We start from the raw sequence: 22,658 nt of genomic DNA, 5'->3' as shown, positions 1-22,658 counted from the left end.
TTATGGAGAATATGGGAGTTGTTTTAGCGTTAACAGGAGCAGTGCTTGCAGCACTTTTTGCAGGAATCGGTTCAGCCGTTGGTGTTGGTATTGCAGGTGAGGCAGCAGCAGGAGTTGTGACAGAGGATCCAAACAAGTTCAGTAAAGTACTGGTATTACAGCTGCTTCCCGGTACACAGGGTATCTACGGACTGCTGATCGGTTTCATCACCCTGACACAGATCGGTATCATGGGTGGAAGCGCTGATATCTCTTTGGCTAAGGGCTTCTTATATCTGGCTGCATGCCTTCCTATGGCATTTGTCGGCTGGTTTTCCGCTATTAAGCAGGGCAAGGCCGCTGTTGCAAGTATCGGCCTGGTTGCCAAGAAACCTGACCAGTTTGGTAAAGCTATGATCTTCCCGGCCATGGTTGAGACCTACGCCATCCTGGCACTGCTGATCTCCATTCTTGCTATCTTTGGTATTGCCGGCGTTAACGTATAATCGGCAGGCCAAATATCAGGAGACATCAGGAAAGGAGAACATCGCATGGCGGGATTAGATAAGATCATCAGCCAGATTAAAGAGGAGTCCCAGGAAGCGGCGGCACGTACCATAGCGGCAGCCCGCAGCGAGGCGGATCAGATCCTGGCAGCAGCCCGTAAGGAAGCGGAGCGGGAGTGCGCCGATATTGACAGGCGTTCACGCCAGTCCGTTGCCAACATCCTGGAAAGGGGGCAGTCAGCCGCTGATCTTAGGAAGAGGGGAAGTATCCTGGCCGAGAAGCAGAGACTCATTGGCGAGACCATTGCCAGGGCCAAAGCCGAGCTTAAGGATATGGACACGGATGCCTATTTTGAGATGATTCTGAAGCTGGCGGTAAAATCCGCCCAGGCGGGCAAGGGCGAACTTCTGTTATCAGATAAGGATTTGGCCCGGATGCCCCAGGGATTTGAGGATAAACTGAATGCGGCCCTGACTGACAAGGGCGCAGCGCTGCGCATTTCCAATGCCACAAGGGATATTGACGGAGGATTTGTGCTTACTTATGGAGGGATTGAGGAGAACTGTTCCATTGATGCGCTCTTTGATTCAGCCCATGAGACATTACAGGATAAGGTGCAGGAAATTCTTTTTTCATGAACGGAGGAACATTTTAAATGGCAGACAAACAATATGTTTATGCAGTAGCCCGTATCCGTTCCAAAGAATTGTCCCTGCTATCCGGTGCATTTTTAGAGCAGCTGACAGCTGCAAAAAGCTATGATGAGTGTATCCAGCTTCTCACTGAAAAGGGCTGGGGAGACGACAGCACCAAGGATGCTGAAGCCATCCTGGCCGCTGAGCGGAGGAAGACCTGGGGGCTGATTTCAGAGCTGGTGGAGGACATGTCCGTATTTGATGTGTTCCTGTACGCCAACGATTACCATAATCTGAAGGCAGCCATCAAGGAGGTCCGCATGGGCCATGAGTACCCCGGGATCTACATTGACCAGGGAACCGTGGATGTAAAGCTGATACACGATGCAATTGAGAACAGAGAATTCCAGAATCTTCCGGAGCCCATGAGAGTGCCTGCGGAGGAAGCCTACAAGGCTCTTCTGCACACACAGGACGGCCAGCTCTGCGATATCATCATTGACAGGGCGGCGCTGGAAGCTATTTACCATGCCGGTAAATCCTCAGGCAATGAGTTCTTAAAGCTTTATGCGGAGCTGACAGTTGCGGCAGCAGATATAAAGACAGCGGTGCGGGCATCCCGTACCGGTAAGGACAGGGCATTTTTGGAACAGGCGCTGGCGCCTTGTGATACCTTGGACACGGTCCGCCTGACCCAGGCGGCCATAGAGGGAGTGGATGCCATCGGCATTTACCTGGAATCCACCACCTATGCAGATGCGGTAGAGGAGTTGCGCCGCTCACCTTCAGCTTTTGAACGGTGGTGCGACAATCTGATGATCCGTAAGATTAAGCCGCAGCAGTACAGCCCATTCGGACTTGGACCGCTGGCAGCTTATATTCTGGCACGAGAGAACGAAATAAAATCAGTTCGGATCGTACTTTCCGGGAAACTCAACCACCTTCCCGAAGAGTCCATCCGGGAAAGGGTAAGGGAGATGTATGTATAAGATTGCAGTAATGGGCGACCGTGACAGTATCTACGGATTCGCCGCTCTGGGTCTGGAACCATTTCCCCTCACAGACCCGGTGGAGGCAGGAAAGAAGATAAGGGATCTGGCAGAGAGCGGATATGCGGTGATCTACATCACAGAAGCCCTGGCAGCCCAGGTTGAACCGGAGATTGACCGCTTCCGTGAAGCTGACCTTCCGGCCATTATACTGATTCCCGGCGTGTCCGGCAATACGGGCAAGGGGATCATGGCAGTTAAAAAGTCAGTGGAGCAGGCAGTTGGCTCTGACATTATATTTAATGGGCAGTAGTGCTCATAACTGAGGAGGTAAAAGATGAGCAAAGGCGTAATTAAAAAAGTAGCCGGTCCTCTGGTTATTGCAGAGGGCATGCGCGACGCCAACATGTTCGATGTTGTTCGCGTTAGCGACCAGCGTTTGATTGGTGAAATCATAGAGATTCATGGCGATAAGGCTTCCGTTCAGGTTTACGAAGAAACCTCCGGACTTGGACCTGGTGAGCCGGTGGAATCCACAGGCGTGCCCATGAGCGTGGAGCTTGGGCCTGGCCTGATCGGAAGTATATATGACGGTATCCAGCGTCCTCTGGACGCCATTATGGAAAAGACAGGGGGAAACCTGCTGAACCGCGGTGTCGAGGTACCTTCCCTGAAGCGCGAGAAAAAATGGACCTTTGAGCCAACCGTGGCCCAGGGTGACAAGGTGGGCGGCGGCGATATCATCGGTACGGTACAGGAAACCGATGTAGTGGTGCAGAAGATCATGATCCCTGTGGGGATCCAGGGAACTCTGACCTATATAAGCGGCGGCGAGTTCACCGTAACCGACACGGTGGCGGTTGTGACTGATGAAAAGGGACAGGAGCATCCGGTGACCCTGATGCAGAAGTGGCCTGTACGTAAGGGCCGTCCTTACCAGAGAAAGCTGTCTCCTGATATGCCTCTTGTAACAGGGCAGAGGGTTATCGACTGCCTTTTCCCCATTGCCAAGGGCGGTGTTGCGGCTGTTCCCGGACCATTCGGTTCAGGTAAGACAGTGGTTCAGCATCAGCTGGCTAAGTGGGCTGACGCTGACATCGTGGTCTATATCGGCTGCGGCGAGCGCGGCAACGAGATGACCGATGTTCTGAACGAGTTCCCGGAGCTGAAGGATCCAAAGACCGGAAAGTCTCTGATGGAGCGTACCGTTCTGATCGCAAATACCTCGGATATGCCCGTTGCGGCACGTGAGGCATCTATTTATACAGGTATCACCATTGCCGAGTATTTCCGTGACATGGGCTATTCCGTGGCCCTGATGGCAGACTCCACATCACGTTGGGCCGAGGCTCTCCGTGAGATGTCAGGACGTCTGGAGGAAATGCCCGGTGAGGAAGGTTACCCTGCATACCTGGGTTCACGTCTGGCGCAGTTCTACGAGCGTGCCGGCCGGGTGATCTCCCTGGGCAGTGACAACAGAGAAGGCGCCCTTTCCGTAATCGGTGCCGTATCCCCTGCAGGCGGCGATATTTCCGAGCCTGTTACTCAGGCAACCCTGCGTATTGTAAAAGTATTCTGGTCCCTGGATGCCGACCTGGCATACAAGAGACATTTCCCGGCCATTAACTGGCTTACCAGCTACTCCCTGTATGTGGACACCATGGAAAAATGGTTTAATGCAGAGGTGGAGAGCGACTGGACCGAACTGCGCTCACGTCTGATGCGTCTGCTCCAGGAGGAGTCGGAATTGAACGAGATCGTGCAGCTGGTTGGTATGGACGCACTGTCCGCCCCGGACCGTCTGAAACTGGAAGCAGCCCGTTCCATCCGTGAGGACTTCCTGCATCAGAATGCCTTCCATGAGATTGATACATTTACATCCTTAAAGAAGCAGCATATGATGATGAAGCTGATGATGGCTTATTATGACCAGTCTCAGGATGCTCTGGGCAAGGGCGTGAATATCGAGCGCCTGGTAAGCCTTCCTGTCCGTGAGGCGATCGGCCGTTTCAAATACACCGAGGAACCGGATCTGGATAAGGTTTACGCAGATGTCATCAAGACCCTGGAGAATGAGATCAACGATGAGCTGAGCAGAAAGGAGGACTTCTAATGCCCAAGGAATATAGAACAATAGAAGAGGTAGCAGGTCCTATTATGCTGGTCCGCGGCGTACAGGGAGTAACCTACGATGAGATGGGAGAGATCGAACTGGCTAACGGCGAAAGACGCCGCTGCAAGGTTCTGGAGATCGATGGCGGCAATGCCATGGTACAGCTGTATGAGGCAGCCACGGGTATCAACCTGGATTCAAGTAAGGTGCGTTTCTTAGGACGTACCATGGAGCTGGGTGTGTCCGAGGATATGTTAAGCCGTATGTTTGACGGCATGGGCAAGCCCATTGACGGCGGTCCCGACATCCTGCCCGAAAAGCGTATGGATATCAACGGCCTGCCCATGAACCCGGCAGCCAGAAGCTATCCTGAGGAGTTTATCCAGACCGGCGTTTCCGCCATCGATGGGCTGAACACCCTGGTACGTGGACAGAAACTGCCCATTTTCTCTGCATCCGGTCTTCCCCATGCCAACCTGGCGGCTCAGATCGCACGTCAGGCAAAGGTGCGCGGCACTGATGAGCCATTTGCCGTTGTGTTCGCCGCCATGGGCATCACCTTTGAGGAGGCAAACTTCTTCATGGAGAGCTTCCGTGAGACAGGTGCGATTGACCGAAGCGTCATGTTCATCAACCTGGCCAATGACCCTGCCGTAGAGCGTATCGCAACACCGCGTATGGCCCTGACAGCTGCAGAGTACCTGGCATTTGAGAAGAACATGCACGTGCTTGTCATTCTCACCGATATTACAAACTACGCAGACTCACTCCGTGAGATCTCCGCAGCCCGTAAGGAAGTTCCCGGACGCCGCGGTTATCCCGGATATATGTATACCGACCTGGCTTCCCTTTATGAGAGAGCAGGACGCCAGAAGGGCAAGACCGGTTCCATCACCATGATCCCGATCCTGACCATGCCTGAGGATGACAAGACCCACCCGATCCCTGACCTTACAGGTTATATCACCGAGGGCCAGATCATCCTTAGCCGTGAACTGTACCGCAAGAACGTGACACCGCCCATCGATGTGCTTCCGTCCCTGTCCCGTCTGAAGGATAAGGGTATCGGCGAGGGCAAGACAAGGGCAGACCATGCCGATGTTATGAACCAGCTGTTTGCAGCCTATGCCCGTGGTAAGGATGCCAAGGAACTGATGGTAATCCTGGGCGAGGCGGCTCTGACTGATATGGATAAGCTGTACGCCAAGTTTGCAGATGAGTTTGAGAAGGAGTATGTATCCCAGGGCTACTATGCGGACCGTGAGATCGAAGAGACCATGGAGATCGGCTGGAAGCTGCTGCGCATCCTTCCAAGGAGCGAGCTGAAACGTATTAAGGACAAATTCCTTGACCTTTACTATGATGCAAAATAACCAGCAGTCAGAAAGGAAGTTGACATAACATGGGTGCAAAACATGTGAATCCCACCCGTATGGAGCTTACCCGTCTCAAGAAAAAGCTGGCCACAGCCATCAGGGGACATAAGCTCTTAAAGGATAAGCGGGATGAATTGATGCGTCAGTTCCTGGACCTGGTGCGTGAGAACAAAGCTCTTCGTGAAAAGGTGGAGGCAGGGATCGCTGCGGCCAACCAGAATTTTGTGCTGGCCCGCTCCGGTATGACGGATGAAGCCCTGAATGTGGCCCTAATGGCCCCCAAGCAGGAGGTTTATCTGGAATCTGAGACAAGGAACGTCATGAGTGTGGAGATCCCGGTGTTTAAATATAAGACCAGGACGTCAGACCCCAATGACATCTACTCCTATGGATTTGCCTTTACCTCCAGTGATCTGGATGATGCGGTAAAGAGCCTGGCAGATCTTTTGCCGGATATGCTGCGCCTGGCTGAGTGTGAGAAATCCTGCCAGCTCATGGCAGCGGAGATCGAGAAGACCCGCCGCCGTGTAAATGCTCTGGAACATGTAATGATTCCCGAGACCCAGCAGAACATCCGCTATATCACAATGAAGCTGGATGAAAATGAGCGCAGTTCCCAGACAAGGCTTATGAAGGTTAAGGATATGATGCTTGAAGAAGCCCACCACTACAGCGAGAGGGAAGTGGTTCCTGTGGTGGATGAGGTGTAAGACCGGATGGGGCGGCCGGACCATCTGTGTGATCGGTTTATGAAACTTTTATGGAAATGCCCTCCGGCCCGGGTGGACAGAAGATAATAATTATGTTAGAGTTAATCCCAGGAAGTGGCAGATATGCCTCGTCCTGGGATTATTCGTTAACTGTGGGAGAGCCCGGCATGCCGGACTCTTTTGTCAAGTGTACTCCCGGACTCTTCCGCTCATCAGATCTTCTGGAGAGATGGGGACGGGGAGGGGACGAGCGTACGTTCAACCAGATGGGAGGAATCAGAATGAGATTACAACATTTTACAGTACATAAAAGATCCGTGATCAGGACAGGTGCCGCCATAGGGCTCATCCTGTGCCTGGCCCTTCAGACCGCGGGCTGCAGTCCGTCAGGCTCTGTTCAGGAGACAAAGGCGCAGACCACGGCGGAGGGGACAGAGACAAAGGCGCAGACAGATGCCCAGACAGGAGCGCAGACAGATGCCCAGACAGTAGCTGAGGCTGGGGCGTCACAGGCTGGGGATGGCATAGGGACGTCACAGGCGGATGACCAGGCAGCGGGAGAAGGGGATGCCGGAATCGAGCCACAGCCGGGGAAACCCTTAAAATCCGGTAATAAAGCCCCTGATTTTACTGCTGAACTCATTGACGGTTCCACGGTCACCCTTTCCGATTTTAAGGGAAAGCCTGTGATCATCAACTTCTGGGCTACCTGGTGCGGTCCCTGTGTCAAGGAAATGCCTGCCTTCGAGCGCCTGAAGGAGAATTACGGGGATGAGATCGGCATCCTTGCAGTGAACTGCGGGGAGGATGCTGATACGATCAAGGATTTTGCCGATGCTAATGGCTATACCTTTCCCATTGCACTGGATGAAGAATACCAGGTATCCATGCTTTATCCCACCAACTCGATCCCCTACACGGTGGTGATCAATGGGAATGGAAAGGTGACCCATGTCTCCTCAGGGGCAGTGGATGCGGATACCATGTATGAGCGCTATAAGGAGGCCCTGGGGTTATGACAAGACAGAATAAGGCCGCCGCAGCTCTCCTCATCCTGGGAGTGGTATTCCTGTGCATAGGGGTGGCCCAGGGAGGTTACCGTGACGCTTTTCAGAAAGCGGTCCGGGTGTGCCTGGAATGTATCGGGATCGGGTGAGGGAATGAGTGATTTGAAGTACGCCTCTGCAGTCCGCCGGAGGCTTTATATTGGAAGGAGATGTAGGACCCCTGCCAAGAAAAACATATTATGATTCACTACCAGAAGAGGTGGGGGTCTGGATCGGAGGGAAAGATGAAACGGCGTCTCATACAGTTATGTGCGGCACTGATATATAATCTGAACCTCAGGGGATTTGCTGAGGTATCGATCTATAAAGGTAAACGGAAGGGCCTGTGCGTTCCGGGGCTGAACTGCTACTCATGTCCGGGGGCTATTGGCTCCTGTCCCCTGGGGACCCTTCAGAATTCTCTGGCAGCCATGGACAGGAAGCTGCCCTTTTATATTCTGGGAACCCTGCTGCTTTTTGGCGTCACGCTGGGCAGGACCATCTGCGGCTTTTTGTGTCCCTTTGGGTTTTTGCAGGAACTGCTTTATAAGATCCCTCTGCCCAAGATAAAGAAGAACAGGTTTACCATGGCGCTGTCCAAGGTTAAATATGCGGTCCTGGCTGTGTTTGTGATCGTGCTGCCCATTGCCCTAAAAGCGGCGACCAGGGTTCCGGTCCCTGCATTTTGTAAATACATATGTCCTGCAGGGACACTGGAAGGCGGCATCCCCCTGGTCCTTCTGGATGAATCCCTGGGCAGCCTGGCCGGCGCCCTGTTTTCCTGGAAGGTGCTGGTGTTGGCTGTGATCCTGCTCAGCGCCTGTTTCCTGTACAGGAGCTTTTGCCGGTTCCTATGTCCCCTGGGCGCGGTCTATTCCCTCTTTGCCCCGGTAGCCCTGCTGGGAGTGAAGGTGGACCATGACGTGTGTACGGACTGCAAACTGTGCGTGCACACCTGTAAGATGGATGTCAGGCATGTGGGGGACATGGAATGCATCCAGTGCGGGGAATGCATGAAGGAATGCGGGGTGGATGCCATTCATTGGAAGAAGCCCTTTGGGAGATAGCGGTGTTTGCATAATATAACATTTAATGAACATGTACGGCCAAAGGCTTTTTTGTTGAAATCCAATACACATTACAAGGATAAAGTTCCAAAGATATTATATTCTGTTATCGGATGAAATACACTCTATGCCTCAACCTCCAGCAGCACCTCGATCTCGCAGGCAATGCCGCCCGGCAGTGCATTGGTCCCGATGGCGGAACGTGCGGGGCAGCCGATCTCCTCGCCAAAGAGCTCTACCAGCAGGCTGGAAGCACCGTTCACAACCTGGGGCTGCTGGACAAAGTCATCTGCGCTGTTTACAAAAGCCAGGACTTTGACAAAGCGCTTGATCTTGTTCAGGTCGCCGATCTTTGCTTCAATATTAGCCAGAAGGTTCAGCGCACAGTTGTAAGCTGCTTTTTGTCCTTCTTCCACGGTCAGGTCCCTGCCTAATTTGCCAATGACCGTGCTGCCGCCTAGATCAGGACCGCAGCCTGAACAGTATAATAAGTTGGTTCCAAATTCGCGGACAGGTGTGTAGACTCCGCCTTTTGGAGGAGGCGCAGGAAGGGTGATGCCTTTTTCTTTTATTTTATCATATACGTTTGCCATGATCGTAATTCCTTTCTTATCTTAAATTTTTCTCAAACACATGTTAATAAGTGATCTTGCGGTTTCTTGCCGTGACTTCCCATGTATCGGTCATATGTCCATTTTCAACCACGGGAACAGACGGGTATAGGGCGCTGGTGGGACAGATATGGGTGGGCACCACAAAAAACTCATCTCCTACCTGGGGGCACTGGTCCTCATAGCCGGGTTCCATGGCAAAGGCCCAGTGTTCCTCGCTCTGGAATAATTCCTGGACATGATCCATACCTGCGATGATGCCCCGGGTTCCTTCCGGGTCGGAGGCAATCCCTTTGTATCCCAGATCCAGGGTAAAATGGCCTTTCACAGGGCAGCTGACAACTCTTGTGAGCACGGCCGCTCCCGGAGTAAAGGGCAGGTCGGGATATTTCTTACTATATCCATAATCATTGATAAAATAGGTGCCGGGTGAAAAATAGGCATGATATGGTGACTTGGGAAAGTCCGCATAGCAAGGCATGGAGGGGGATCCGCCCAGCACCAGAGTATGGCAGGAGTATCCCCTGTCGCTTATATGGGCGCATACTTCACGGATCTGTGAGGCGCTTACATCCGCATGCTGTTTGCGCAGGTTAAACTCCTGCTCGGTGCGGTGGCCATCGTAGCAGTGGAGGCCCATCATGGAAATGCCCTCCATAGAAGCGCACCGGGTGAAAAATTCTTCTGTGTCAGGGATGGCTACCCCGGTGCGGTTCATTCCCAGGTTCACATCCACCAGAAGACGCGCCACGGAGCCGGATTCCTTAAATACCTGTCCCAGGGCATGAACCTGTCCGGCGTCATCTCCCACGGCCCAAAACCGTACCTGGGGATATGCCATGGTTAAGTTAAGAAAACGTCTGATATTGGGACCAACCAACGGGTAGGCCACCAGCACATCACCAGCCCCGCAGCTGGCGGCCATTTCGGCCTCCGCTATGGTTGCACACTTAAAACGTGTAATGCCCGCGCTCATCTGCAGGCGGACCATCTGCGCCATCTTATGTGTTTTTACATGGGGCCACAAGTTCTCAGGGCCGCCAGCCAGGCTGACTGCTTTTTTGATATTCTCCCTGATGATATCCAGGTAGTAGACAAGAGCCGGCGTGATCACATCTTTGGATTCTTCAAACAGATATTTTTGCTCCATAACAACCTCCTTTATTTGCTCGCGGCCATCAGACGATTTAGACGAATCAGACGAGTCACTGTCGGTTGAGGCACACGGATTGCGGCAGAATCAGAAACACTGTTCATTATGGTTATAACACAAACTGTTGAAATTCGCAACACAATATTTGCAAAAAATATCAACAAAAATTTGAAATATAATGAAATAGAGATAAATATGCACAAAAAAATAAAAAAGCATATTGACAATTTGTTGAATACTCATTACAATAAAATTAAACAAATTGTTGAACTGTTCAAAATTTTGGCAGAATTCAGAGACGGGTTCAACAATGTTTTAAGTGCCTTCAGGCACTGGATGTTACTCATCATTTAACTTAAGGAGGAAGAGTATGTTAACAAAGACCCATGCTACATTTTTTATTGTTGGATTCATGCTGTATGTGCTTTTAATGATCGTGGTAGGCATTATCTGCAGCAGAGGCAAATCCAAAGGAAAGGATTACCTCACAGGCGGAGGCAAGATGCCCATGTACCTGATCTTTGCAACCATGGGCGCGACCCTGATCGGAACAGGTTCGTCCATTGGCGCAACGGCCAACGGATTTAAGAACGGTTTTGGCGGTTCCGCCTATGGGATGGGCGCTGCCCTGGGCATCCTGGCATTGGTACTGGTGGCCAAGAAGTCCAAGCTCAGGGCCAAGAACCTGATGACCATGGCGGAGGAGGCTCAGTTCCATTACAATGGAAACAGGATGGTAAAGGCTGTCATGAGTTTTATGATGTACATTATTGAGGTGGTATGGCTTGGCAACCATATCAACGGCGGCGCCACTTACCTGAGCTATGTAACCGGAATGGACCTGACCACCTCCAAGATGGTGGCCGTGCTGGCATTTGGAATCTATGTTATCATCGGCGGTTATCTGGCCGTGGTGTGGACGGATCTGATACAGCTGACCATACTGGTTTTCGGGTTCATAGCGATCACGGCTATTTCCATTCCCATGGCGGGCGGCTGGGGGACTATCACGGACACCATTACAGCTGCGGGAAAGGCAGGGAATTTAAGCTTTTATGGAATCGACTCCATGGGAGCCATGGCGCTGTTCTCACTGATGTTTTCCATTGCCATCCCCTGTCTGGGAACACCCACTTACCGTATGCGTATCTATACGGCCAAGGATGATAAGACCGCCATTCGGGCCTTGAGCCTTTCCGGCTGGCTGCTGTTGATTTTCTCACTGCTTCCTGCTATTATTGGTATGGCGGCATTTACAATCGCAACCAATACAGGAGCCCAGGCAGTGCTTGAAAAGCCGGACTTTGCATTTACTTATATTGCTACCGTGGTGCTGGGACCCATGCTGGGCCTGATGTTCATGATTTCCGGACTTTCTGCAACCATGTCATCCGGTGACTCCGATGCCATTGCCGGGGTTACGATCCTGATCCAGGACATTTATCCCATCATAACCGGAAAGCAGCTGGATGATGAAAAGGTGGGCCGGTGGTCCAGAATCGCAACCGTGGCCACCCTGCTGTTAGCCTTTTTTGCAACGCTGTTTGCCAAGGATGTTATGAGTTATATCAGCAATGTGATCGGCTCCATTATTCCCGGCGTATCCATCGCCATGCTTCTGGGCGCGTGCTGGAAACGCTCCACCTGGCAGGGCGGACTGGCATCAGTGGGAGTCGGGACCGTATTCGGTGTCCTGTATCTGGCGGTACCTGCATTTTCCAGTGCGGTGGCAGGTATTTTCACAGGACCTGCTATTCCTGCAACCTTAGTTGCCCTGGCAGCGGAAGTGATTGTCTCTTTGTGCACAAAGAAAGAAGAAATGTCCGAAGAAGAAAGACTTGCTCTTGTATTTGAATCAAGAGGAGCTGAAAAATAAGGGCTTGAAGGGAGACCGATTCATGGGGTTTGTAAAAGATAATTTTGAGGTGCTTGACAGTATTGCAAGGTGTATATCCTGTCAGTTCGGACCTAACTGCGAGGTGGTGCTTCACGACCTTACTCTGCCGTATGACCAGACCATTGTGGCAATCTACAACGGCCATGTGACAGGGCGGGAGATCGGCGGGGGAGGAACCAATGCAGGTCTGGAAATCCTGCGGGGCACAGCCATGCCTGAGGACCAGTATGGTTATATCAACTATACCAAGGACGGAAGGACCCTGCGTACCTCCAGCAAGTATTTCAGGGGCGAGGACGGCAGGGTGGAGGGAAGCCTTTGCATCAACCTCGATATTACAGGCCTTTTGATAGGGGAAGCAGCCATGAGGGCCCTCAGCGGCCATGGGGCTGAGACCAACACCAAGGAGGTATTTACCAGCAATGTGGACGAGCTGCTGGATCTGATGATGCAGGATGCAGTGCAGAGTACCGGAAAGCAGCTGTCCATGCTGACAAAGGAGGACAAGGTAGCGGTGGTCCGCTATCTGGATGAGAAAGGCGCCTTCCTTATTAAGAAGTCGGCTGAGAAGGTTGCGGACTTCCTTGGTATCTCCCGTTTTACTGTTTACAATTATCTGAACGAGCCCCAATAGCCAAAAGGGGCAAAAGAAAGCGGGGAAACAGAGAATGGGATCTGTTTTGATCAAAGACGGGCTGGTATATGACGGACTGGGAAATACACCGGCCAGGACAGATTTATATATAGAGAATGACAGGATAAGGAAAATAGGACCCCATATGGAGGAAGAGCGTGCGGACCAGGTGATCGATGCAAAGGGCATGGCGGTAACTCCAGGGTTCATTGATATACACAGGCACTGTGATGCAAAACCGTTTAACAGCAGGGAGTTTGGGGATGTGCTCCTGTCCCAGGGAATCACAACCACCGTGGTGGGAAACTGCGGCATTTCCATGACGCCTGCCAGCTCTGACCCCGACCGGGCCAGGGAGATGTACGAGTTTGACGAGCCTGTGCTGGGGCCCATTACAGATAACCGGATACACACCTACCATGATTACATGGAAGCCCTGGATCACATAAAGCTTCCTGTCAACTTTGCCTCCATGATCGGCACCGGTGCGGTGAAGATAACGGTCAAGGGGTTTGCAGACACCCCCTATACCCGGGAGGAGATGGAGGCGGCCAGGGCATTGGTGGAGGACGCTATGAAAGAGGGGGCGGCCGGTGTATCCGTGGGTATTATGTACCTGCCTGAGTGTTACAGTACAGCGGATGAGTTTGCCGGGCTGCTGGAACCCGTTGGGCGCTATGGAGGTGTTGTCACCGCCCATATCCGCGGAGAGGGCGACAGCATGGTGGACAGTGTCAGGGAGATCATAGAGATTGGGAAAAAGGCCGGATGCGCGGTGGAGATCAGCCATTTTAAATCCTGCGGCATGGCCAACTGGAAGAGGGAGATCCACAGGGCTATTGCTCTCATAGAGGAAGCCAGGGCAGCGGGACAGGATGTGACCTGCGACTTTTATCCCTACGAGGGAGGATCCACAGCCCTGACCACCATGGTTCCCCCGGTGTATGTAAAGGGAGACATGGGAAATGCCTTAAAGCGCATGGGAACGCCGGAGGGCATAAGGGAGTTCAGGGATGCCTGCAGCGTGCCCTATGATGACTGGGATAATTTTGCCATTACCTTGGGGTGGGACAGGATCCTGATATCCGGAGTGGTAAGGAAGCACAATGAAAAATTTCTCGGCAAAACAGTGACGGAGGCGGCCCGGGACTTTGGATTTGAGGATCCGGCGGACTGCGCGGCATACCTGATGCATGATGAGGACGGAAGAACGGCCATTATTAATATGAGTATGTGCCAGGAAGATATTGACACAGTGGCAAAGCTGCCCTATTCTGTAGTTATATCGGATTCCATTTACGCGGATACCAACACGCCCCATCCCAGGATGTATGGAGCATTTCCAAAGATCATCAGGGAATACGTGAGGGAGCGGGGGATCTACACCATGGAGGAGGCGGTGATGAAGATGACCTCCATGCCTGCGAGGCGGATGAAGCTTGAGGGAAGAGGCCGCCTGGAGGAAGGCTGCTTTGCTGATATCAATGTGTTTGACCCGGAGCATTTCCGCGACAATGCCACCTTCTCCCAGCCGGCCAGGATGGCGGAGGGGCTGGCGGTGTGCATGGTAAATGGAAACGTGGTGCTGCGGGATGGAAAGCCCCTGGGAGAATTTTGCGGAAGGAACCTTCGTATCACCAGGGGGTAACATCCATATGAGATGGGAATCTTTATATTATCAGACAAGGAGAGACATATGCCGGAGATTATTACAATTGGCGAGACCATGGCTGCATTTACGCCTGAGTCCACGGGATTTTTGCGGTATGTCAGCAATTACCGGATGCGGATCGCCGGCGCGGAGAGCAACCTGGCCATTGGCGTCTGCAAACTGAGGCACAGCGCGGGCTGGGTCAGCAGTCTTGGAAAAGATGAGTTCGGTGAGTTTGTGAGAAACAGCATAAGGGCGGAGGGTGTGGATACCAGCAGAGTGGTATTTGACCCGGAACACAGAACCGGTATCATGTTTAAGCAGGTGAGAAATGCTTCAGAAACCTCTGTGTTTTATTACAGGGAACATTCCGCAGCCAGTTTCATGGGCCCGGATCTGCTGGATGAATCATATCTGTCCAGTGCCAGGATCCTCCATCTCACGGGGATCACCCCGGTCCTTGGAACAAACTGCCGGGAGATGGTGGAGGCAGCCATGGACCTGGCTGTAAAGCATGGACAGATGATCAGTTTTGACCCCAATATCCGCAGGAAGCTGTGGGGCGATAAGGACTTTGTGCCAATGCTCCGGGATATGATGATGAAAGCACAGATCGTGCTTCTGGGTGCGGATGAGGCCCAGGCGCTCCTTGGCACCGCAGAACCGTCAGAGATCATGGATCATCTGTTTGACAAGGGGCTGGCTGAATATGTGGCTGTAAAGGACGGAGCAAAGGGAGCGTATGTGGGAAGTCTTGAAAACACCCGGAGGGACCGCGATGGCCTGGTCCGGATCCCGGCCTTTCCATGCAGCTGTGTTGATCCGGTGGGAGCCGGAGATGCGTTTAATGCCGCATTCCTGTGCGGTATTCTGGAAGGAAAAGATATAAGGGAATGCGGCAGTATGGGAGCCGTGGCAGGGGCCCTTGCCACTGAGACCTATGGGGATACGGAAGGGTATCCCTCCCAGGAACAGATGGAGGCGGCGGTCAAGGGGAACACCATGGTCTACAGGTAAGACGGACCGGCAGCGGAATGTCTTTTGGATAGAAACATAAAATATTCATACCCTCAGTGGACAAGGGCAAAACCGTGTGTCCCCTTGTCCACTGAGGGCAGGGGGCTGCAGGGAAAGGAGCAGGAGATGAAGAAAATATTGGAACATAATAAGATCTGTGCGATTATGAGGAACATACCCTTGGAAAAAACGCTGGATTACGCGGAGGCAGTGTACCGCGGAGGCGTCCGCATGTTTGAGGTGGCCATGAATTCAGACAGCGCAGTCCGCCAGATCGAGATCATGAGAGAGCGGTTCGGCGGTCAGGTCTATGTGGGAGCCGGCACAGTGACAACGCCGGAGCGCTGCCGAATGGCATGGGAGGCAGGGGCCCAGTTCTTCCTTACGCCCTCCGCCACGGTGGGAACCATGGAATTCTGCCGCAAGTACGATATCCCGCTTTTGCCGGGGGTACTCACCCCAACGGATGTGGCCGTGTGCCTGGAATATGGATACCCTATTATGAAGCTGTTTCCCGCAGGGGATATGCCGTCCTCCTATATCAAGAGCCTGAAGGGGCCGTTTGACGGCACGGAGTATGTGGCTGTTGGGGGCGTGACCGCGGACAATATTGAATGCTTTCTAAACAATGGGTTCATAGGAGTGGGGATCGGAAGCAACCTGATGCCAAAAGAGTATGTGAAGAATAACCAGTGGGAACAGGCATCCCAATATGTTGGGGAGATCGTAAGACGTGTGAATGGTTCTGATGTCTGAACTTTACATTCAAAGCTGCCGGTGCTAAAATAAATTGAGCACCGGCGTTTTTGTGCCTAAAAAGAGACAGATGGGATACTGAGGTAAGTGATGGAGACAAAACGGATCATAATCAAGGATAGAGAGAATATAAAAGATGAGGAACTGTCAGCGGCGGCGCAGGTCCTTCGGGAGGGCGGCCTTGTGGCATTTCCCACGGAGACCGTGTATGGACTGGGGGGCAATGCCCTGGATGAGGACGCTGCAAAGAAGATCTATGCTGCAAAGGGGCGGCCATGTGACAATCCATTGATCGCCCATATTTCGTGTGCAGAGGAACTGGAACCCCTGGTAAAGGAGATCCCTGAAGCGGGAAGGAGGCTGATGGAAGCATTCTGGCCCGGCCCTCTTACCATGATCTTTCCAAAGAGCAGCAAGGTTCCCTATGGAACAACGGGAGGTCTGGATACAGTGGCTGTGCGAATGCCCGATGACCCCATCGCCAACCGGCTCATAGCCCTGGCCGGGGTTCCCATAGCAGCTCCCAGCGCAAATACATCAGGGCGTCCCAGCCCCACCACGGCGGATCATGTGTGGCAGGACATGAACGGGCGGATTGAAATGATCATTGACGGCGGGCCTGTGGGGATCGGGGTGGAGTCCACTATCGTGGATGTGTCGTCACCGGTGCCTGCTGTACTGCGCCCGGGCGCCATCACCATGGAGATGCTCAGGGAAGTGCTGGGAGAGGTAACCATTGACCCGGCTATCCTGGGCCCCATGTCGCCGGGGGTGCGCCCCAAGGCTCCGGGCATGAAATATAAGCACTATGCGCCCAAGGCGGATCTTACGCTGGTGGAGCCGGAGGGCATGGCCATGGATCAGGACCAGGTAATGCGTATGGTGGAAACGGTCAGGAAGCTGGCGGAAGAAAAATGTTCCCTTGGCTTTCGCGTGGGCATTATCTGTACGGATGAATCAGCATCGGAATACCCCCGCGGACTGGTCAGAAGCATTGGAGCCAGAAGGAGCCAGGCGTCTGTGGCCCATAACCTGTATGCGGTTCTCAGGGAATTTGACGATTTAAAGGTGGATTTCATATTTTCCGAAAGCTTTACGGAGGACCACCTGGGCCAGGCGATCATGAACCGCCTTTCCAAAGCGGCGGGGTACAGGATCGTGCGGGTATAGGTGGGCCTGGGAGGAAAATTAGGGGCCGGATTCGGAATTTAGATGTCCGGATCGGAACTTAAGGGCCGGTATCAGGTGAATGGAAAGCATAAGGAGGACAAGATGGAAAAACAGACCCTGGGAGAGATCGCTGCCCAGAAACTTCTGGGAATGATACAGGAAAAAGGCTATACGGCCGGAGATAAGCTTCCCACGGAAGCGGAGCTGGTGGAACTTCTGGGAGTGGGACGGAATACGGTGCGGGAGGCCTTGCGCATCCTGATGTCCAGGAATATTGTCACCATACGCCAGGGTTCCGGCACCTTTATATCAGATAAGAATGGGGTCGCGGATGACCCCCTGGGATTTTCCATGATTGAGGACAGAAGAAAGCTGACCGAGGACCTGATCCAGATCCGTGTCATGCTGGAGCCGCCCATAGCTGCCCTGGCTGCCCAGAATGCCACTCCGGAGGATGTTCTTGCCCTGGAAGCTGTGCTGCTTGAATTGGAGGAGTGCATGGAAAAACGGGAAGATTATTCAGAAAAGGATTCCCAGTTCCATGCCATGATCGCGGGCTGCAGCCATAATCTGGTCATGACCAACCTGGTTCCCGTGATCACGGACGGAGTCCAGGTGTTTGCAGGTTCTGTCCGGGAAACAGAGTATGAAAATACCAGGGAAGCCCACCGGAGGATATTTGAAGCCATCCGTGACCGCCGGCCCGTGGACGCCCAGCAGGCCATGTATTTTCATCTGATGTTTAATGATATCCGGTATAAGGATGAGGTCAAATAGCAGGGATTTCGTCTGATCCGGCTTCGTAGGTCCTGCCGCTTAGGACGCGCTCGCCGTTATTTGCGTAGATTTCCACAAAGGTGTTGTCCAGGCAGATCAGGAGTTCCATGGGGCTGCAGGGAGCAAAGGTGCACCGGCGCAGGGAACCGTAAGCCGGGTCTACCGGGATCTTCAGACTGCTTCGGTCCCAGGTGATGCTGCGCTGGGCCATGTCCACTGTGAGGGACCAGAAATCCTCACTGCTTCCCACTTGCAGGACATGGGGAAGGCCGTCATCTTCAAACGACCAGTTAAGGCACACCGGAATTTTTGGGTTTGAATAGGGAGTTGGGTGGGGCGGGACCTGGATGGGAGTGCCAAATGCGGGCAGGACTTCAGGGCAGGGAGGAGTATACAGCTGCCCCTGTCTGACCTGCAATAAGCGGGGCAGGGTCAGGCCATGGCGCCAGTGGTATCTGTCCTCGGGAAGCTTCTGCTCCCCGCACCCCAACCAGCCAAATACCATGGGCGTTTTATCCTTTCCATAAAACGGCTGGGGCGCATAGAAATCAAAACCACAGTCCGTCTCCTGAGTGCGCTCTGCACGAAATTCCATGTGTTCCAGATCCAGTCTGCCTGTAAGGGCAAGGGAAGTAAACTGATTGAGATACCTGTCTCCCTGGGGGGGAAGGCCGATCAGTGAGATCATCAGCACATCATATCCATCAGCCTTTATAAATCCGGGGCATTCCACCATGGTTCCAAGGTTCAGTTCCTTTCCCTTTTCTGTAATCCGAACAATCCCCAGATAATCCCACTCCAGAAGCGTGGAGCCTGAGTACAGGATCAGCTGTCCTTTCCCTTTTTGGTCCGTGGCTCCCAGCATCATATAGTAACGGCCGTTTTGTTCAAATACAAAGGGGTCGCGGATGTCACCGCCCATGCCTGACGGGGCGCCATCGATCAATGGATTTCTACTGCACTTTGAGATGGTTCCGTCAGGTTTCATAATGGCGGCGGCCTGTTTAGGGATCCGGCCTTTTTCTGTTTTATAGTTTGCAGTATAGAACAGGTAACAGTTTCCGTCCTCAGGGCTGACAAAGGCATTTCCGGAATAGCATCCGTTTTTTTCATAGGGCTGTGAGGGGATCAGGATCTCATCACACCATTCCCAGGCAGACAGATCCCTGGATTTCACATGGGCCCAGTGCTTCATTCCGTGGCTTGCCCCAAAGGGGTACCACTGGTAGAACACGTGGTACCAGCCTTCATACCAGCACAGGCCATTGGGGTCATTTAACAGGCCGCAGGGAGGGCAGATATGGACCACGGGCCGGTAAGGGCTTTGGGAAACTGCTGCGGCCAGGTCACGCAGATATGGGATGTGTTCCCTGGATATGGCCGTATATTTGTCAAAGTTCTTCAGTTCCATGATTGTTCCGCCTTTCTGTTTGATCCGCCGGTTACGGCTGTTTATTTCCCAGCTTTCCGGCTTTTGCACACACCAGGATAAAGACAATGGGGAGTGCAAATGCAGCCAGGTTTCCTATGATATATCCTGCCAGCACAGGCGGGTAGACAATGGTCAGCCCCGGAAGTCCGGTCAGGGCAAAGCCGATCGCTTTCACGTCCAGAAGTTTCATCACAGCGCCTCCGATTCCAGCGCCGGTGATGGCGCAGATAAAGGGAATCATGGAGTCCTTAATGTTGACTGCAAAGATTGCCGGCTCCGACACTCCAAACAGGGTTGGGAAAAAGGAGGACATGGCGATCTCGCGGTCTTTGGAGCGCTTTTTAGCCAGCAGGTACATGCCGATGCAAGCCCCGCCCTGTGCTATGATGGATACGGACCACAGGGGCTGTATGTAGTTAAACCCGGTGTTGGCCACCAGGCTGGCCTCAATGCCTTGGATGGCATGATGGGTTCCGGTAACGACCAGAGGCTGGAGCAGGGCGGCAAATGCAAATGCACCCACAATACCGCAGCGGTTATAAAGAAAATCTGTGACGATCCCCAGTCCGTGTCCGATGAGATTGCCCAGGGGGCCGAATACCAGGAACAGTGCAAGGCCTGAGATCAGAAGGGTAACGGATGGCACCACGATAAAGGAAACCACCTGGGGAACATGCTTTTGCAGCACCTTTTCCGTCCTGGCAAGGAACCAGGAGACAAGAATGGCGGAGAATACGCCGCCCTGGAAACCAACAATGGGAGTCTGTATGCCCAGAAGGCTCCAGTACTGGGGAACAGCGCCCGCGGCAACCGCGTTGGCATCCATCAACCCCGGATGGATCATGATACAGCCAAGTACAATTCCCAGAATGGGGTTGCCTCCAAAGCGCTTCACTGCGGAATAGGTGATCAGCACCGGAAGGAAGGTGAAGGTTGCGGCAATGATGTTCAGGCATGCGGCAAAGTCCGCGACCAGTTTGCTCTGGTCTGCCAGAGAACCCTCCAGTCCGAATAAACCCGCTGTTGTAAGCAGGGATTTTATGCCCACGATCATGGCTGCTCCCACAAATGCCGGAATGATGGGAACAAAGATATCACTGAAGATTTTAAATGCTTTCTGAAGGGGCTTTAAATCCTCGGTGCCCTCCTTTTTAACCTCCGCCACCGTGGACTCACCCAATCCGGTCATGATGAGGAATTCTTCATAGACCGCGTCCACGGTCTTAGTCCCGTAGATGATCTGCAGCTGTCCGCTGTTAAAGAAAACCCCTTTTACCCCGTCCAGTTCTTCCAGGGCCTTTTTGTCATACTTTGTATTGTCTGCCAGAATCAGGCGAAGACGTGTAACGCAGTGGGTAGCCTTGGATACATTTTCCTTTCCTCCGATCAGGGGAAGAAGCTGGGAAGCCATTTTCCTGTAATCCATACGTAAGATCCTCCTTTTTGTTGAGTGGTTCCAGATGGTTTATGATTGTTGGGGTGCTTCATATTGTTTAATTGCGCACAACTTGGAACGTTCCATGTTTTCTTGATTTTAGTATACATGGAACGTTCCAAGTTGTCAAGAGATAAATTAAAAAAATAAGACCGCTCTAAATACGAGTGGTCTTACCCTGGATAAATGTCACGGGAAACAGTTTGTAATATTCAACTTCCTCGCCTGCGATCTGCCTGCAAAGGGTGTCCACCGCATAGGCGGCTATGTCTTCCACAGGCTGGCGCATGGAGGAGATCCGGATCCGGTCATTAGCGTGACTTTTGGTACCGTCAAATCCAATGATCTGCAGGGTATGGCCGGGCACGGCCGGACAGCTGTGGGAACGGAGGGAATCGATCATATATTCCGCATACCGGTCCGCCGCGGTAAACACACCGTCCCATGGAGTGTTGTTTTTAAATTCCTGCTCCACAAAGCGGTCGATCTCCAGAATGAATTCCTGGGAATCAGATTCCGAATATAACTCTATAAAGGGGATGTCATTTTCCTGGCAATAGCTTACAAATCCATCCCGGCGCAGCTTGGTGACCCCGTTTTTATCTGAAAGCCGGCCGATGAAAGCCAACCGCCGGCAGCCCAGTTCCAGGAGCTTCTGGGCAGCCATCACGCCGCCCTGGAAATTGTCGGTGCTCACAAAGGGAATATGGGCATTAAAATAGCGTTCAATGGCCACCATGGGTATATTGGCATCCGCCACATAGGGGGCAATATCGCTGTAAGTAATGGACAGGATCCCATCCACTTTGTTTTCCTTTGCCATAGAAACATACTCCAGCTCCAGATGATAGTCATTCTGTGAATTGCACAGCAGAAGCTTGTAGCCCCGGCGGCGCAGCTCCTGTTCCATATCATTGGTTAGTTTGGAAAAAAAAGGAAACCAAACGGTGGGCAGAATGAGAGCCACGGTATGGGTCCTGTTGGATTTAAGGCTCCTGGCATAGGCGTTGGGGACATACCCCAGGTCCTTTATGGCCTGTTCCACCTTTTCCTGGTATTCGGGTCTGACCTTGACATGGTTGATGACATTGGACACAGTACCTCTGGACACACCGGCCAGTTTTGCCACATCATTGATGGTTACCATGGATGATTCCTCCTGTTGCACGCCTGAATCGCGGAATATGCTGCCAGCATACTGGATGGCGGCAGGCGAGAGATGATAGTTGTCCATATTATATCAGATCATGGGGGGAATGGCTAGACCATATTAAACACGCCCCAGAACAGACCCCACCCGATCAGAGAACATGGCCTTAAATAAGCCTGCAAATAAAAAGTCAAGCTAAATTTTAAAGAACATTGAAAAATTTATACAGGTTGAAAAGTGGGTATCAAAATAAGACCGCCAGGATATGCCGGTCTAAAAACAGGTTTTACGTGTTGGTTATTCCGATGCCGGAAGAGAAGCAAGATATTCTTTCACTCGCCCATAGTAAATACGTAAAAATTTATTGGCACCTGCGGTCATGTAAACATAGTAAGGTTTACCTTGTGCGCGCTTCTTGTCCATGAATAGATAAACGGGATCATCCGGTTTGGTTTTAATTAGAACATCCATGACCTGGTACAGTGTTTTGCGTAAAGCGGGTGAGCCATGCTTGGAAACATGCACACTCTTCTGAGAATAATCCCCGGAATCG

Annotated in this window: 22 protein-coding genes and 1 pseudogene; 17 read left to right on the top strand and 6 right to left on the bottom strand. The window is 52.5% G+C overall.

Annotation, left to right across the window (positions count from 1 at the left end):
• Positions 1–2 precede the first annotated feature (2 nt).
• The 10 genes from HMPREF9469_RS10145 (at position 3) to HMPREF9469_RS10105 (ending at position 8,422) form a co-directional block, all read left to right on the top strand.
• On the top strand, positions 3–485 hold the full coding sequence (locus HMPREF9469_RS10145; RefSeq protein WP_007861617.1) for a V-type ATP synthase subunit K: 483 nt from the start codon (positions 3–5) through the stop codon (positions 483–485).
• A gap of 45 nt (positions 486–530) precedes the next feature.
• Positions 531–1,124, top strand: a complete 594-nt coding sequence (locus HMPREF9469_RS10140) for a V-type ATP synthase subunit E (RefSeq protein ID WP_007861615.1) — start codon at positions 531–533, stop codon at positions 1,122–1,124.
• Positions 1,125–1,141: 17 nt separating this feature from the next.
• Positions 1,142–2,110, top strand: a complete 969-nt coding sequence (locus tag HMPREF9469_RS10135; RefSeq protein ID WP_007861613.1) for a V-type ATPase subunit — start codon at positions 1,142–1,144, stop codon at positions 2,108–2,110.
• Entirely contained in the window at positions 2,103–2,423 is a 321-nt protein-coding gene (locus HMPREF9469_RS10130; RefSeq protein WP_007861611.1) for a V-type ATP synthase subunit F, read from the top strand. The genes HMPREF9469_RS10135 and HMPREF9469_RS10130 overlap by 8 nt, the downstream gene beginning before the upstream one ends.
• Positions 2,424–2,447: 24 nt before the next feature.
• Positions 2,448–4,223 (top strand): V-type ATP synthase subunit A, encoded by a 1,776-nt coding sequence (locus tag HMPREF9469_RS10125; protein ID WP_007861609.1) that lies wholly within the window; start codon positions 2,448–2,450, stop codon positions 4,221–4,223.
• Entirely contained in the window at positions 4,223–5,596 is a 1,374-nt protein-coding gene (locus HMPREF9469_RS10120) for a V-type ATP synthase subunit B (RefSeq protein ID WP_007861607.1), read from the top strand. Before HMPREF9469_RS10125 ends, HMPREF9469_RS10120 begins: the two co-directional genes overlap by 1 nt.
• A gap of 29 nt (positions 5,597–5,625) precedes the next feature.
• A complete protein-coding gene (locus HMPREF9469_RS10115; RefSeq protein ID WP_007861605.1) occupies positions 5,626–6,309 on the top strand; it encodes a V-type ATP synthase subunit D in 684 nt (227 codons plus the stop codon).
• Between the two features lie 281 nt (positions 6,310–6,590).
• The gene (locus HMPREF9469_RS10110) at positions 6,591–7,328 is read left to right on the top strand and encodes a TlpA family protein disulfide reductase (protein WP_007861598.1); all 738 of its coding nucleotides are present in this window, start codon (positions 6,591–6,593) and stop codon (positions 7,326–7,328) included.
• Complete coding sequence (locus tag HMPREF9469_RS32415; protein ID WP_007861597.1) at positions 7,325–7,465, top strand: CD1871A family CXXC motif-containing protein; 141 nt, start codon at positions 7,325–7,327, stop codon at positions 7,463–7,465. Before HMPREF9469_RS10110 ends, HMPREF9469_RS32415 begins: the two co-directional genes overlap by 4 nt.
• Positions 7,466–7,600: 135 nt before the next feature.
• Positions 7,601–8,422 carry a 4Fe-4S binding protein gene (locus HMPREF9469_RS10105; protein WP_007861596.1) on the top strand — a complete coding sequence of 274 codons (822 nt, stop codon included), beginning with the start codon at positions 7,601–7,603 and terminating at the stop codon, positions 8,420–8,422.
• 125 nt (positions 8,423–8,547) lie between these two features.
• On the opposite strand, the gene HMPREF9469_RS10100 is transcribed toward HMPREF9469_RS10105, so the two are convergent.
• On the bottom strand, positions 8,548–9,015 hold the full coding sequence (locus tag HMPREF9469_RS10100) for a RidA family protein (protein ID WP_007861595.1): 468 nt from the start codon (positions 9,013–9,015) through the stop codon (positions 8,548–8,550).
• A 43-nt stretch (positions 9,016–9,058) separates the two neighbouring features.
• A complete protein-coding gene (locus tag HMPREF9469_RS10095) occupies positions 9,059–10,183 on the bottom strand; it encodes a D-TA family PLP-dependent enzyme (RefSeq protein ID WP_007861593.1) in 1,125 nt (374 codons plus the stop codon).
• Positions 10,184–10,556: 373 nt separating this feature from the next.
• Here HMPREF9469_RS10095 and HMPREF9469_RS10085 point away from each other — a divergent pair, with 373 nt between their 5' ends.
• From HMPREF9469_RS10085 to HMPREF9469_RS10055, 7 genes are all read left to right on the top strand, one after another.
• Positions 10,557–12,062, top strand: coding sequence for a sodium:solute symporter family protein (locus tag HMPREF9469_RS10085; RefSeq protein WP_007861591.1), 1,506 nt, complete (start codon positions 10,557–10,559; stop codon positions 12,060–12,062).
• A gap of 22 nt (positions 12,063–12,084) precedes the next feature.
• Positions 12,085–12,717: a helix-turn-helix transcriptional regulator gene (locus tag HMPREF9469_RS10080; protein ID WP_007861589.1), complete on the top strand. Its 633-nt coding sequence runs from the start codon at positions 12,085–12,087 to the stop codon at positions 12,715–12,717.
• Between the two features lie 34 nt (positions 12,718–12,751).
• Positions 12,752–14,365 (top strand): N-acyl-D-amino-acid deacylase family protein, encoded by a 1,614-nt coding sequence (locus HMPREF9469_RS10075; RefSeq protein ID WP_007861587.1) that lies wholly within the window; start codon positions 12,752–12,754, stop codon positions 14,363–14,365.
• Between the two features lie 48 nt (positions 14,366–14,413).
• A complete protein-coding gene (locus HMPREF9469_RS10070; protein ID WP_007861586.1) occupies positions 14,414–15,385 on the top strand; it encodes a sugar kinase in 972 nt (323 codons plus the stop codon).
• Between the two features lie 126 nt (positions 15,386–15,511).
• Positions 15,512–16,141, top strand: coding sequence for a bifunctional 4-hydroxy-2-oxoglutarate aldolase/2-dehydro-3-deoxy-phosphogluconate aldolase (locus HMPREF9469_RS10065; protein WP_007861585.1), 630 nt, complete (start codon positions 15,512–15,514; stop codon positions 16,139–16,141).
• A 90-nt stretch (positions 16,142–16,231) separates the two neighbouring features.
• The gene (locus HMPREF9469_RS10060; RefSeq protein WP_007861584.1) at positions 16,232–17,311 is read left to right on the top strand and encodes an L-threonylcarbamoyladenylate synthase; all 1,080 of its coding nucleotides are present in this window, start codon (positions 16,232–16,234) and stop codon (positions 17,309–17,311) included.
• Positions 17,312–17,413: 102 nt separating this feature from the next.
• The gene (locus HMPREF9469_RS10055; protein WP_007861583.1) at positions 17,414–18,088 is read left to right on the top strand and encodes a FadR/GntR family transcriptional regulator; all 675 of its coding nucleotides are present in this window, start codon (positions 17,414–17,416) and stop codon (positions 18,086–18,088) included.
• Here HMPREF9469_RS10055 and HMPREF9469_RS10050 read toward each other — a convergent pair.
• The 4 genes and pseudogenes from HMPREF9469_RS10050 to HMPREF9469_RS10035 all read right to left on the bottom strand — a co-directional run.
• On the bottom strand, positions 18,081–19,499 hold the full coding sequence (locus HMPREF9469_RS10050; RefSeq protein ID WP_007861582.1) for a glycoside hydrolase family 32 protein: 1,419 nt from the start codon (positions 19,497–19,499) through the stop codon (positions 18,081–18,083). The two genes, HMPREF9469_RS10055 and HMPREF9469_RS10050, sit on opposite strands and share 8 nt — an antisense overlap.
• Before the next feature lie 31 nt (positions 19,500–19,530).
• Entirely contained in the window at positions 19,531–20,946 is a 1,416-nt protein-coding gene (locus HMPREF9469_RS10045) for a PTS transporter subunit EIIC (RefSeq protein ID WP_007861581.1), read from the bottom strand.
• Positions 20,947–21,112: 166 nt separating this feature from the next.
• Complete coding sequence (locus HMPREF9469_RS10040; RefSeq protein WP_007861579.1) at positions 21,113–22,102, bottom strand: LacI family DNA-binding transcriptional regulator; 990 nt, start codon at positions 22,100–22,102, stop codon at positions 21,113–21,115.
• 300 nt (positions 22,103–22,402) lie between these two features.
• Positions 22,403–22,658, bottom strand: a pseudogene (locus HMPREF9469_RS10035) (IS110 family RNA-guided transposase); the annotation flags it as partial.

It is taken from the genome of [Clostridium] citroniae WAL-17108 (assembly GCF_000233455.1).
Taxonomy (GTDB): Bacteria; Bacillota; Clostridia; order Lachnospirales; family Lachnospiraceae; genus Enterocloster; species Enterocloster citroniae.
The sequence above is the reverse complement of the archived record's forward strand: the minus strand, read 5'-3'. Positions and strand labels throughout refer to the sequence as shown.

Coding starts and splice junctions, on each gene's coding strand:
- HMPREF9469_RS10120 (WP_007861607.1), top strand. CDS start 4,223: ATGCCCAAGGAATATAGAACAATAGAAGAGGTAGCAGGTCCTATTATG.
- HMPREF9469_RS10050 (WP_007861582.1), bottom strand. CDS start 19,499: ATGGAACTGAAGAACTTTGACAAATATACGGCCATATCCAGGGAACAC.
- HMPREF9469_RS10095 (WP_007861593.1), bottom strand. CDS start 10,183: ATGGAGCAAAAATATCTGTTTGAAGAATCCAAAGATGTGATCACGCCG.
- HMPREF9469_RS10070 (WP_007861586.1), top strand. CDS start 14,414: ATGCCGGAGATTATTACAATTGGCGAGACCATGGCTGCATTTACGCCT.
- HMPREF9469_RS10145 (WP_007861617.1), top strand. CDS start 3: ATGGAGAATATGGGAGTTGTTTTAGCGTTAACAGGAGCAGTGCTTGCA.
- HMPREF9469_RS10100 (WP_007861595.1), bottom strand. CDS start 9,015: ATGGCAAACGTATATGATAAAATAAAAGAAAAAGGCATCACCCTTCCT.
- HMPREF9469_RS10140 (WP_007861615.1), top strand. CDS start 531: ATGGCGGGATTAGATAAGATCATCAGCCAGATTAAAGAGGAGTCCCAG.
- HMPREF9469_RS10060 (WP_007861584.1), top strand. CDS start 16,232: ATGGAGACAAAACGGATCATAATCAAGGATAGAGAGAATATAAAAGAT.
- HMPREF9469_RS10075 (WP_007861587.1), top strand. CDS start 12,752: ATGGGATCTGTTTTGATCAAAGACGGGCTGGTATATGACGGACTGGGA.
- HMPREF9469_RS10125 (WP_007861609.1), top strand. CDS start 2,448: ATGAGCAAAGGCGTAATTAAAAAAGTAGCCGGTCCTCTGGTTATTGCA.
- HMPREF9469_RS10055 (WP_007861583.1), top strand. CDS start 17,414: ATGGAAAAACAGACCCTGGGAGAGATCGCTGCCCAGAAACTTCTGGGA.
- HMPREF9469_RS10085 (WP_007861591.1), top strand. CDS start 10,557: ATGTTAACAAAGACCCATGCTACATTTTTTATTGTTGGATTCATGCTG.
- HMPREF9469_RS10040 (WP_007861579.1), bottom strand. CDS start 22,102: ATGGTAACCATCAATGATGTGGCAAAACTGGCCGGTGTGTCCAGAGGT.
- HMPREF9469_RS10110 (WP_007861598.1), top strand. CDS start 6,591: ATGAGATTACAACATTTTACAGTACATAAAAGATCCGTGATCAGGACA.
- HMPREF9469_RS10135 (WP_007861613.1), top strand. CDS start 1,142: ATGGCAGACAAACAATATGTTTATGCAGTAGCCCGTATCCGTTCCAAA.
- HMPREF9469_RS10065 (WP_007861585.1), top strand. CDS start 15,512: ATGAAGAAAATATTGGAACATAATAAGATCTGTGCGATTATGAGGAAC.
- HMPREF9469_RS10080 (WP_007861589.1), top strand. CDS start 12,085: ATGGGGTTTGTAAAAGATAATTTTGAGGTGCTTGACAGTATTGCAAGG.
- HMPREF9469_RS10105 (WP_007861596.1), top strand. CDS start 7,601: ATGAAACGGCGTCTCATACAGTTATGTGCGGCACTGATATATAATCTG.
- HMPREF9469_RS10115 (WP_007861605.1), top strand. CDS start 5,626: ATGGGTGCAAAACATGTGAATCCCACCCGTATGGAGCTTACCCGTCTC.
- HMPREF9469_RS10045 (WP_007861581.1), bottom strand. CDS start 20,946: ATGGATTACAGGAAAATGGCTTCCCAGCTTCTTCCCCTGATCGGAGGA.
- HMPREF9469_RS32415 (WP_007861597.1), top strand. CDS start 7,325: ATGACAAGACAGAATAAGGCCGCCGCAGCTCTCCTCATCCTGGGAGTG.
- HMPREF9469_RS10130 (WP_007861611.1), top strand. CDS start 2,103: ATGTATAAGATTGCAGTAATGGGCGACCGTGACAGTATCTACGGATTC.